The sequence below is a fragment of the Sporosarcina sp. P17b genome, from assembly GCF_002743115.1.
Lineage (GTDB): Bacteria > Bacillota > Bacilli > Bacillales_A > Planococcaceae > Sporosarcina > Sporosarcina ureae_C.
Window position 1 is genome coordinate 15718 of the sequence record NZ_PDYP01000001.1, and the last position, 12178, is coordinate 27895.

6 protein-coding genes are annotated in these 12178 nt (G+C 40.0%); all 6 read left to right on the forward strand.

Going from position 1 to position 12178, the window contains the following annotated elements; genetic code table 11:
* Nucleotides 1-139 precede the first annotated feature (139 nt).
* The 6 genes from CSV76_RS00110 to CSV76_RS00135 all read left to right on the forward strand — a co-directional run bounded on the left by CSV76_RS00110 (nt 140) and on the right by CSV76_RS00135 (nt 11782).
* A complete protein-coding gene (locus tag CSV76_RS00110; protein ID WP_085428486.1) occupies nt 140-1033 on the forward strand; it encodes an RluA family pseudouridine synthase in 894 nt (297 codons plus the stop codon).
* A gap of 191 nt (nt 1034-1224) precedes the next feature.
* On the forward strand, nt 1225-3327 hold the full coding sequence (locus CSV76_RS00115; protein WP_099624442.1) for a heavy metal translocating P-type ATPase: 2103 nt from the start codon (nt 1225-1227) through the stop codon (nt 3325-3327).
* Nucleotides 3328-3428: 101 nt separating this feature from the next.
* On the forward strand, nt 3429-4817 hold the full coding sequence (locus CSV76_RS00120; protein WP_369823257.1) for an aldehyde dehydrogenase: 1389 nt from the start codon (nt 3429-3431) through the stop codon (nt 4815-4817).
* A gap of 413 nt (nt 4818-5230) precedes the next feature.
* Nucleotides 5231-6721: a UDP-N-acetylmuramoyl-L-alanyl-D-glutamate--2,6-diaminopimelate ligase gene (locus tag CSV76_RS00125; RefSeq protein WP_085428488.1), complete on the forward strand. Its 1491-nt coding sequence runs from the start codon at nt 5231-5233 to the stop codon at nt 6719-6721.
* Nucleotides 6722-6835: 114 nt separating this feature from the next.
* A complete protein-coding gene (locus tag CSV76_RS00130; RefSeq protein ID WP_099624443.1) occupies nt 6836-8413 on the forward strand; it encodes a peptide chain release factor 3 in 1578 nt (525 codons plus the stop codon).
* Nucleotides 8414-8605: 192 nt separating this feature from the next.
* Nucleotides 8606-11782 (forward strand): efflux RND transporter permease subunit, encoded by a 3177-nt coding sequence (locus CSV76_RS00135; protein WP_099624444.1) that lies wholly within the window; start codon nt 8606-8608, stop codon nt 11780-11782.
* Nucleotides 11783-12178: the final 396 nt, after the last annotated feature.

The following is a 12178-nucleotide window of genomic DNA, read 5'->3' on the forward strand; positions in this document are numbered from 1 at the left end:
AGGGGCTGTTTTTTTATGTCTTGATTTCAGATAGTCTTTACTATTTTCGGCAAAATATAATTACAATACACACATAGGTCGCACGGTGTATACTTAAAGTACAAATAAGCATGTAGGTAAGCAGGAGGGATACGTTTTGATGAAAAGAAAACAAGAAACATCCAATGTAAAAGAATATATAGTGGAAGAACAAATAGAATTATTGCCATATTTATTGAAGATCATGTCAAAAAGTAGTCGGAATTCCGTTAAATCAGTTCTTACACGTGGACAAGTTATGGTGGATGGTCACATGACAACAAAGCATAATCAGTCATTAGAACCTGGACAAACGGTTGAAATACAAAGTAACAAAGCCGCTATAAATGTGTCTCAATTAGTAGGTGTAGCTATTCTGCATGAAGATGAGGATCTTATCGTAATCAATAAAGACGCAGGTGTTCTTTCTGTTGCGTCGGAAAAAGAAAAAGATCAGACAGCATATCGTGAAATTACGAAATATGTTAAAAGAAGTCATCCCGAGAATCGGATTTTTGTTGTGCATCGACTGGATCGAGATACATCCGGCGTCATGATGTTTGCTAAAAATGAAGAAACTCAGCAAGCTTTACAAAGCACGTGGAATGAATCCGTAAAGGAACGTTTGTATACGGCACTTGTAGAAGGAAAAGTACGTACACAATCGGGTACTATCAATTCATGGTTAACTGAAAATAGTGCATTTCGAGTCTATTCAAGCCCGACTGACAATGGCGGGCAGCATGCGATTACACATTATAGAAGAATTCAGGCAAACAAAAACTTTTCATTGTTGGAGGTTCTTTTGGAAACGGGTCGAAAAAATCAAATTCGAGTACATATGGAAGAATTGGGTCATCCTGTGATAGGAGACAAAAAGTACGGTGCTACTGGCAATCCTATACGCAGAGTAGGGCTTCATGCGACGGCATTGGCCTTCCTGCATCCACGTACGGGCGAATTGGTTCGATTTGAAGCAGAAGTACCACAGATCTTTGTTGCGCGTTCTAAATAATGAATCATGTCATTTGCAGTCCCTTAGCTCATCCAAGGGGCTGCTTTTTTATAACTTGACATTCAAACTGATATTTGAATGTATGAATTGACAGAAAGTCATTCATTGCATATACTAAAACTAATCAATCAAATGAACGGTTGAATGAAGAAAACCTGAAAAATGATGAATTTTTTGAGAGGACTGGTTACATGGCTTCTGAGAAAAATGTCTATCGCTTACAGAATCTGTCGTGCACAAGTTGTGCTGCGAAGTTTGAGAAGAATGTTCGTCAAATTTCTACTGTAGAAGATGTTCAACTGAACTTCGGCGCTTCTAAATTAACGGTCGCGGGTGATGCCTCGATCTTACAACTGGAAGAAGCAGGAGCGTTTGACGGTATTAAAGTGTTCCCTGAAAAGCAACGGATCATTAAACAGCATATGCCTTTTTGGAAAAAACGTGAAAATCAAACGACAATTGCTTCCTTAATTCTACTATTGGCAGGGTATGCAGTGTCTACCGCAAATGGTGATAATAATTGGCTGTCCGTCGGATTGTTTTTAGCCGCCATTCTAATTGGTGGATTCAGTTTGATGAAAGAAGGATTAACGAATCTTTTTAAACTTGAATTCGATATGTCCACATTGATGACGATTGCAGTGATTGGAGCCGCACTGATCGGTGACTGGGCTGAAGGTGCGGTAGTAGTGTTCCTTTTCTCGGTTAGTGAAGCGTTGGAAAGTTACTCCATCGATAAGGCGAGAAATTCCATTACATCATTAATTGAAATTGCACCCACTACAGCAATTGTGCTCCGTGGAAGTAATGAATTTGAAGTAGATGTAGAAGATTTACGTATTGATGATGTTATTTTAATTAAACCAGGACAAAAGATTGCGATGGATGGTGAAGTGATCCAAGGTGATTCTTCGGTTAACCAGGCTGCTATTACAGGCGAGTCTGTACCTGTCCACAAAGTCCTTGGAGACGAAGTGTTTGCAGGTACGTTGAATGAAGAAGGTGCAATGCAAGTACGTGTGACAAAGCTTGCTGAAGATACGACGATTGCCAAGATCATTCATTTAGTCGAAGAAGCACAAGCGGAAAAGGCACCGACACAACAATTTGTCGATCGTTTTGCGAGATATTATACACCAGCTATTTTAATTATTTCCTTATTGATCATGATTATACCTCCACTTTTAATGGGTGGAATATGGGGCGAATGGTTTTATAAAGGACTTGTCGTACTAGTAGTAGGCTGTCCTTGTGCATTAGTCATTTCGACACCGATTGCAATCGTGACCGCAATAGGAAATGCAGCGCGTAATGGTGTGTTAATAAAAGGTGGCATTCATTTAGAAGAAACGGGCCAAATCAAAGTCGTGGCTTTCGATAAAACGGGTACGTTGACTGAAGGACGTCCGGAAGTAACAGATGTTTTGACGGTTTCGTCATTAACGGAAGATGAAGTATTGCAACAAGCTGCTTCTATCGAGAAATTCTCCCAACACCCATTGGCATCCTCTATTATGCGGGCAGCAGAGAAATTACCGGTTGGGTTGCTTGCGGTGGATCAATTCCAGTCTATTACCGGTAAAGGTGCAAAAGCCAAGATTGGAGAGCATTTGGTACACGTGGGAAGTCCAAATCTATTCAAAGAACTACATGCTATGGATGAGGCGATTGAACAGCAGATTCTAACATTACAAAAACAAGGTAAGACCGTGATGCTCGTTTGGTCTGAAGCTGGCCTAGAAGGAATCATTGCAGTTGCAGATCAAGTTCGTAAAAGTAGTCTAAAAGTTATTCAAAAGCTACATGAAATGGGTAAGCGGACGGTAATGCTTACTGGTGACAATCAATCAACGGCTTCAGCGATCGGTGCGCAACTTGGCTTAACTGAAGTCAAAGCGGAATTGTTACCTGATCAAAAGGTTGAGATGATCAAATCATTGGGGCAGTACGGTAAAGTAGCCATGGTAGGAGACGGAGTGAATGATGCTCCAGCGTTAGCTACAGCGAATGTTGGAATTGCGATGGGCGGTGCGGGAACAGATACGGCACTGGAAACAGCGGATATTGCATTGATGGCGGACGACTTGGAAAAGCTTCCGTATACAATCAAATTGAGTTCGCGCACGAAACAAATTATAGTACAGAACATCTCAATCGCGCTTGGATTAAAAGTGATTGCGTTGTTGCTCATTATTCCAGGCTGGCTAACATTATGGATGGCGGTCATGGCGGATATGGGTGCGACTGTCATAGTGGTATTAAATTCATTGCGACTCATGAGAAGTAAAATATAATAATTAAGTAGAAACTTCAGACGAATAATTCGTCTGAAGTTTTTTCTGGTGCATAAGATGATAGACTGATAATAACAACAATTATGAGGAGTGTGGATAATTTGGCAATGACGAACTTAGAACTTGAAATGATTATGAACAAACAGAAACAATATTATGTGTCGGGTGTGACGCGTAGTATTTCATTCCGAATCATGATGCTGGAAAAACTATACAAAGCAATTCAAAAGCATGAAAAAGAAATTTTGGAAGCTTTGCATAAAGACTTGCACAAACATCCACTTGAAGCGTATGTATCAGAAATAGGTTTCGTCTTGTCCAGTATTACACACATGATAGATCACTTGGATGAATGGGCAACGCCTGAAAAAGTGAAGACACCTCTCCATCTGCAGCCTGCAACGAGTTTTATCGTGAAGGAACCGTATGGAACGGCTTTGATTATTGGACCATTCAACTATCCATTCCAACTATTGCTTGATCCGCTTGTAGGATCCATAGCAGGAGGAAATTGTACAGTATTGAAGCCGTCAGAGGATGCACTACATACGGCAGCTGTCGTGGACAAAATCATGTCAAGTATTTTTCCTGCCGAGTATGTATCAGTTGTCCATGGTTACAAAGAAGAGACGCAACTGTTGTTACAAGCACCATTTGATTATGTATTCTTTACGGGAAGTGCAAACGTAGGGAAAATCGTCATGAGGGCTTGTGCGGAAAGATTAACTCCATTTACACTGGAGTTGGGTGGGAAAAGCCCAGCGGTTGTCGACCATACGGCAGATATTAAAAAAGCTGCGGAGAAAATTGTTTGGGGTAAGTTTATGAATGCAGGTCAAACGTGTGTAGCTCCAGATTATGTACTGGCTGATGTATTGATTCACGATGAATTAGTAGAAGAAATGAAGAACGCTATTCATCGTTTTTACGGAAAAGATGCGCAGAAGAGTACGGACTACGGTCGTATAATTGCAGATCGTCATTTCGATCGTTTGGCAAAAATATTAGAACAAGATCAAGCATATATCGTAGAAGGCGGCCATACAGACGCCGCAGATAAATATATTGAACCGACGATTTTGGTATTATCCGATTGGAATAGCGCAAGTATGCAAGATGAATTATTCGGTCCGATCTTGCCTGTACTTCCGTATGATAATTTAGGGATGGCGATACAACAAATTAGTACGTTGCCTAAACCGTTAGCTGCCTACTTTTTCACAGAAAACGATGAAGCAGCTAATCACTTTATAGAAGCACTACCGTTTGGTGGGGGCTGCATCAATGATACGGTCTCGCATGTTGCCAACATTCATTTACCGTTTGGTGGAGTAGGGCCTTCCGGAATGAATCAATACCATGGCAAAGCGAGTTTTGAAACGTTCACCCATTCTAAATCGATGATGAAAAAGAGCACCGTCGTTTCGGTGCCCCTAGCATTTCCACCATACAAAGGGAAACTGCAATTAGTGAAGCGTTTCCTTCGCTAACAGAAAGCGAATTATTGTCTAGGCACTCTGCTGACTTTCGACCAGTAGAGTGCCTTTGTGGTCAATAAATATCTTTTTAATGACTTCTACTATAGGAAGAAGAGAAGTATCATGTAATCTATGACTTTATTGTTTAGATCAAATACTGGGATGAGATCCTGCGGCTGTTCAAAAAAGTAGATATGTAGAATGGCGGACAGCAGTAGTCTGTTCTTTTGACATGTTTAATACTCTTCATTCAATATTCAATGTATGAGGTTTTAGGTGGATGTGATAAGAAAATACGCGTATGATACTAGTAATTGATTAATTAATTAGTACTTCATTTTTTCAATAAATAAAGCCTTTTTAGTGAAATTCATTTATTTGTTATAATGATTAAGGCTATTCACCAACTCACTGGAGGAAATCACATGAATACGAAAGAATTGCTATCCGTACTGCCTGTAAAAACAATAAAAGGGACATTGCCTGAGAATATCACGGATGTGGCGGTAGACTCTAGAGCTGTTCAAGATGGAGGGGTATTTGTCTGTCTAAAAGGCTACACTGTAAATGGCCATCAATTCGCACAGAAAGCCCTATTGAGCGGCGCCCGCGTTATTGTGGCGTCTGAACCTATTTTAATTGATGAAGAGCGTACAGCGGTTGTATACGTAGAAAACACAGCAAAAGCGATCGAGTTATTGGCATCTAAGTACTATCAGTATCCTTCAAAGCGCATGAAGATGATTGGCGTGACAGGTACTAACGGCAAGACAAGTGTCGGCAACATCATTCATGACATGCTGCGACAGGTAGATGAAAAGACTGCTGTGTCGGGCACGATTGGTTTTAAATTAAATGATATTCTTTATGAAACAGAAAATACAACGACTGACGTTTTAACTACTCAGCAAATGATCGCACAAGCAGCAAATGAAGGCTGTGAATCGATGATCATGGAAGTCTCTTCACACGGCTTGGTTGAAGGTCGACTGGCGGGAACAGAATTTGATATCGCGATTTTCACTAACTTGACGCATGATCATTTGGATTATCACAAAACGATGGAAAATTATAGTGCGGCAAAAGGATTATTGTTTGCACAACTCGGTCAGCAACTGGATCAGCAAAAGTTTGCCATTATTAATGCAGATGATCCGTGGAGTAGTAAAATGATCGAAATGACTTCTTTCCCGATTTTTACATATGGGATTCACGTAAAATCTTCATTTCAAGCGACAGCAATCGAGATGCAGTCTAACCGTACGAAATTTCAATTACAAGCCCCAGATGGGATATTCTCTGTCACGATGCCATTGATTGGAGAGTTTAACGTATATAATTCATTAGCTGCCATTGCGGCGTTATATGCAAAAGGATTGAAGACGGAAGATATTTTACCACTCATCGCGAATGTATCGACAGTGAAAGGTCGCTTGGAAAAGGTGGAAACTTCTTTACCATTGACGATTTTTATCGATTACGCACATTCACCAGATGCAATTGAAAAAGCCATCGCTACTGTACACCCTTTAAAACAGGAAGGAAGTCGTCTTCTCTTTTTGATTGGAACAGGAGGTAACCGGGATCGTCTTAAGCGCCCAATTATGGGAGAAAAAGCAGCAGCTGCTGATTATGTCGTGTTTACGACGGATGATCCGCGAGACGAACCGTATGAGTCCATCCTATCGGAACTGAGTGCCACGATGCCACATGATCAGTACATTTGTATAGGGGATAGGGAAGAGGCAGTACGGCATACAATTGAGCAAGCAAATGCAGGGGATATCATCATATTTGCAGGAAAAGGTCATGAAGACTTCCAAATTATCGGCAATACAAAATATGCACATTCCGATGCAAAGATTGCACTTGAGGAAGCAACTAAAAAGTTTGGCGATACAACTATCAATAAATGAAGAACAGAGAAGATTTGAGAGCGTATAGTTTTTTAGTCAATTCAATGAAAATCATTGAAATGCATCCCTATTCTCTCTATGATAGAAAACGTAAGTAAAAGGAGAGTACGATTGATGCAAAAGAATATACAAGATGAAATTTCTTCGCGACGAACGTTTGCGATTATTTCTCACCCGGATGCCGGTAAAACGACAATAACTGAAAAACTACTGTATTTTGGCGGTGCAATTCGCGATGCTGGAACAGTTAAAGGAAAGAAGTCAGGAAAATTCGCAACATCTGACTGGATGGAAATTGAAAAGCAACGTGGGATTTCTGTAACTTCTTCCGTTTTGCAATTTGACTATGATGGTAAGCGTGTCAATATTTTAGATACACCTGGACACGAAGATTTTAGTGAGGACACGTATAGAACTTTAATGGCAGTCGATGCAGCCGTTATGATGGTCGATTCTGCAAAAGGTATTGAGCCACAGACGATTAAATTGTTCAAAGTTTGTAAAATGCGTGGGATTCCTATTTTTAGATTCATTAATAAGATGGACCGACAAGGTAAAGAGCCATTGGAACTACTGGAAGATTTAGAAGAAGTTTTAGAAATCCAATCGTACGCAATGAATTGGCCGATCGGTATGGGGAAAGAGTTCCTTGGTATTTATGATCGTTTTAATAAACGTATAGAATTGGCACGTCCTACTAATGGTGAAGATCGTTTCCTTCCGATTGATGAAGAAGGCGAGCTTGCAGTAGAACACTCCATGCAGGAAACTTCTTATTATAAGCAGGCGTTAGAAGATGTCATGCTATTGAATGAAGCAGGAAACGACTTTGATGAAGAACGTATTGCTAAAGGAGATTTAACTCCTGTATTCTTCGGAAGTGCGTTGACTAATTTCGGTGTCCAAACATTTTTGGAAACATTTTTGCAATTCGCACCTGAACCACAACCAAGGCTGACAAAGGATGCTGAATACGTAGATCCCATTTCGGATATTTTCTCTGGCTTCATCTTCAAGATTCAAGCTAATATGAATCCTGCACACCGGGATCGTATTGCTTTTGTTCGAATCGTGTCGGGAGAGTTTGAACGTGGCATGTCTGTAAATGTTCCGAGACTTTCCAAGAACTTCAAGTTGTCACAAACGACTCAATTTCTAGCGGATGATCGTGAAACTGTTGATCAAGCAGTAGCGGGTGATATTATTGGATTATATGATACAGGTAATTATCAAATTGGTGATACAGTCGTTGGTGGAAAAGCCAACTTCCAATTTGAAGCTCTACCGCAATTTACCCCTGAGCTATTCGTTAGAGTAAGTGCTAAAAATGTTATGAAATCTAAACAGTTCCATAAAGGCATTTTACAACTCGTTCAAGAGGGAGCTATTCAATATTACAAAACACTGCATACGGAAGAAGTTATTTTAGGTGCAGTAGGTCAGCTTCAATTCGAAGTCTTTGAACACCGAATGAGAGCAGAGTACCATGTGGAAGTGCAAATGGAAACAATGGGTTCTAAAGTAGCACGCTGGATTGAAAACGAAGAAGATGTAAAAGAAACGATGGCAGGACAACGTGCATTGCTCGTAAAAGACCGTTATGAGCGTAAAGTGTTCTTGTTTGAAAATAATTTCGCGATGCGCTGGTTCCAAGATAAGTTCCCTGATATCAAGTTGTACAATCAATTATAATACTTATAACATACACGCCCGGTCGGATTAATTGTAATCCGATCGGGTTATTTGTTAAAATTGTGAAAACTTGATGTGTCAATTTGTCGAAATTAGAGCAAAATATGAGGAAAGTACTGCATTCAAGTGGTATGGTGAAAATATTAAAAGGTTACCTCGGCTATTGTGCTGAGAATAGAGAGGAATAAATAAATGAAGATTAGTAGTTTCTCGGTCAAACGACCTGTTTTTACGCTAGTTACGATGTTTCTTGTCATTATATTAGGAGCCGTGTCTTTCTTTAAAATTCCGGTTACACTAATTCCTGATTTAAATCCGCCTGTTGCGGTAGTAGTCACGAATTATCCGGGCGCTTCGCCAACAGAAGTGAGTGAGAAAATCACCAAACCGTTAGAAGAAAGTTTGTCGACAGCGCCGGGCTTAAAGTCCATGCAATCTTCTTCGCAGGAAGGTGCTAACTTAGTATTTCTTCAATTTGATTGGGATTCTTCTATTGATGATGTACAAATGGATATTCTTCAACGGATTGATCAAGTGGAAGTGCCCGATGGTGCCAATAAACCACGTTTCATGAAATTTGATCCTTCTCAATTTCCGGTTATTCAATTATCTTTACGTTCAGTAGATAAAGATGCAAATATACGGAAAATCGCAGAGGAGCTAGAAAAAGAATTACGCCGTATTGATGGCGTAGCAAGTGTTAACGTTTCAGGGAAAATCATTGAAGATGTTCAGGTTATTTTAGATCCTGAAAAATTAAAAGAGCTTGGCTTGGCTCAATCAGATGTCGTGCAGGCGATACAGGCTAGTAATGTATCCATGCCAGGTGATCCGATTGATACGAGTGACGGAAGAAAGTTAACGACCAGAATCTTAAGTACAGTTCAAAATATCTCGGATGTTCGAGGGATCCAAATAGGTGCCAATCCTCAGACAGGTGATAAAATCAAAGTCTCTGACGTGGCGGATGTAGCATTATTGGAACCGAAAGTACAAACAGAAACACGAGCTAATGATAATCAGGCAGTATTATTGTCTGTACTTCAAGAATCGGGAGCAAATACCGCAACTGTCTCTAAAGAGTTTCAAAAGTCATTAGATAAGTTATTGGAGAAAGATGCATACAAAGATATTGAATCGGACGTCATTTTTGACCAAGGGGACTATGTACAGCTGGCGATCGGCAATATCGGCCAGTCACTAATTCTTGGTGGCTTGTTCGCGATGATCGTATTATTTGTCTTCTTACGTGGAATTAAGAGTCCAATCATCATTGGAGTAGCTATTCCATATTCGGTTATTGTGACGTTCGTTCTTATGTATTTCGCCGACTTCTCATTAAATATTATGACACTCGGTGCACTTGCTTTAGGTATTGGTATGTTAGTCGATAATGCCATTGTAGTTATTGAAAACATCGAGCGGCATTTGGCAATGGGTAAAACACCGACAGAAGCCGCAAAAGATGGTTCGAAGGAAGTCGGCGGAGCTATAACGGCTTCTACGTTAACTACTCTAGCTGTATTTGTGCCGGTGATCTTCATTACGGGTATCATTGGTCAAATCTTCACAGAGTTCGCGTTGACGATTTCATTCAGCTTATTTGCATCGTTAGTCGTTGCGTTGACTGTCGTACCGATGCTTGCGAGTCGTTTGTTAAAGACACCTACTGAAGAAACACTAGAGAAAAAGTCTCGTGTGAAGAAAAACCATAGATTCGAAAAGTCTGTCAAGTGGGCATTGAGTCATCGTTTACTTGTACTATTATTAACGAGTGTATTGCTTGCAGCCAGTGTATTCGGAATTATAAAAGTAGGAACAGAATTCCTGCCTGCTACTGATGAAGGATCGTTCAGTATTAATGTTAATTTACCAAATGGCGCTTCACTCGATGCGACAGATGATGTAGTAAAACGAATCGAAGAAGAAATGAAGAAGCAAGATGATGTGGAGGTGTACGTCAGTTTAGTCGGCGGAACACAACAAAGTATGGCGCAAGGCGGATCAGAAAGTAATATGGCGGAAGTGTATGTGAAGCTAATACCACTTGATGAACGTGATCGCTCTGTCTTTGAATTCGTAGACAAAGTGCAACCAATTGTAGAAGAAGAAATTGGTGATGATGCAGACATTAGTTTCAATCTACAGACTGCCGCTGGCTCAAGTCCAAATACTCTAACATTCTCTCTAAATGATACAAATGAAGAACGGTTAGGAAAAGCAGTTTCCAAGTTAGATAAGAAGTTGCGTGACATGGATACCGTAACTGAAGTGGAAAATGATTTAATAGATACAGTAGAGGAAATTAAAATTGAAGTAGATCGTGAAAAAGCTTCAGATGTTGGATTAGCTCCGTATCAGATAGCGCAAACGGTTAGTGACGTTACACGTGGCGTCTTTGCTTCACAAATCGTCTTTGAAAAAACAGGCGAAGTAGTTGGAGTAAACGTTGGCTATGACGAGCGTTTCCGCAATAGTATAGATAAATTAAAAGAACTGGAATTAAAAACACCACAAAATACGTTTGTGAAATTGAAAGATGTAGCAGATGTAGAAATCGCAGAAGGCCCTGCGGCAATAATTCGTGTGGATCAAGCACATTCGATCACATTTACAGTAAAATATCTATCCAGTGAATCACTAGGGGATATGACGAAAAAAGTAAATGATATTGTTGATGATCTTGACTTGCCAAGTGAAGTGGAACTTTCATACGGTGGTGATCGTGAGTTATTCGAAAGTGCGATTGACGATATGCTATTAGCTTTAGTATTGGCTGTCGTATTAGTGTATATCGTAATGGCAGCACAGTTCGAGTCGTTCAAATATCCATTTGTTATCATGTTCTCTGTGCCACTTATGCTAATCGGTGTCTCACTTGCTTTATTCTTTACGAACACACCTGTTAGTATCACAGCAGTTATAGGTCTTCTCATATTGGTCGGGATAGTCGTCAACAATGGTATTGTATTGGTTGATTATATCAATCAGCGTAAAGAAGCAGGACTCAGCTCCTACGACGCTATCATGTCATCTGTACGCGACCGTGTCCGTCCAATCCTAATGACTGCACTCACAACTATATTAGGCTTGCTACCGTTAGCACTGGGCCTTGGTGAAGGTTCGGAGTTAAACCAGCCGATGGGGATAGCAGTAATTGGTGGATTGATCAGTTCTACATTCCTGACGTTGTATATTGTTCCTATTATTTATAGCTTGTTTGATCGGGAGACACGTCGTGGAATGAAGACACCTAAAAAAGCGCAATCTGTGATAGTAGATCAACCTGGTACAGTGAAAGAAACAGAAACTGTAACCGTAACGGAGACAGTAACTGAAACTGTAACGGTTAGAGAAATTAAACAATAAGTGTTGCTGGCAAATGGAATCTTCCATTTGCCGGTTTTTTTGCAGAATAAATTTTGTGAAAGAAAAGTATAGTAGTAATAGAAAAGTGTGCAGCATACTATCATACAAATCTTCACTTCGAATTAAATAGCACAATAGACATCGCCTAAACTATTTGCAAAGTAAAGTTATCATGTTATAATACTTTAAAAGTATCCAATAACTTAATAACTTTGACGCACTGTCAAAGGGGAGTAGCTATAGGGAAACCTATTTCATAATCGTCAATACGTGACTGACTCAACGGTCATCGGTTATGATAGCTGGATTTGTACGTGAAATTCCGACTTAGCGAGACCTTTGCCTATTTATTAGGTGAGGGTCTTTTTATATTGTAAAAAACAAGGAGGAATTATG

Excerpts from the sequence above, each read along its gene's own strand:
- CSV76_RS00110 (WP_085428486.1), top strand. The coding sequence starts at position 140 with ATGAAAAGAAAACAAGAAACATCCAATGTAAAAGAATATATAGTGGAA.
- CSV76_RS00115 (WP_099624442.1), top strand. The coding sequence starts at position 1,225 with ATGGCTTCTGAGAAAAATGTCTATCGCTTACAGAATCTGTCGTGCACA.
- CSV76_RS00125 (WP_085428488.1), top strand. The coding sequence starts at position 5,231 with ATGAATACGAAAGAATTGCTATCCGTACTGCCTGTAAAAACAATAAAA.
- CSV76_RS00130 (WP_099624443.1), top strand. The coding sequence starts at position 6,836 with ATGCAAAAGAATATACAAGATGAAATTTCTTCGCGACGAACGTTTGCG.
- CSV76_RS00135 (WP_099624444.1), top strand. The coding sequence starts at position 8,606 with ATGAAGATTAGTAGTTTCTCGGTCAAACGACCTGTTTTTACGCTAGTT.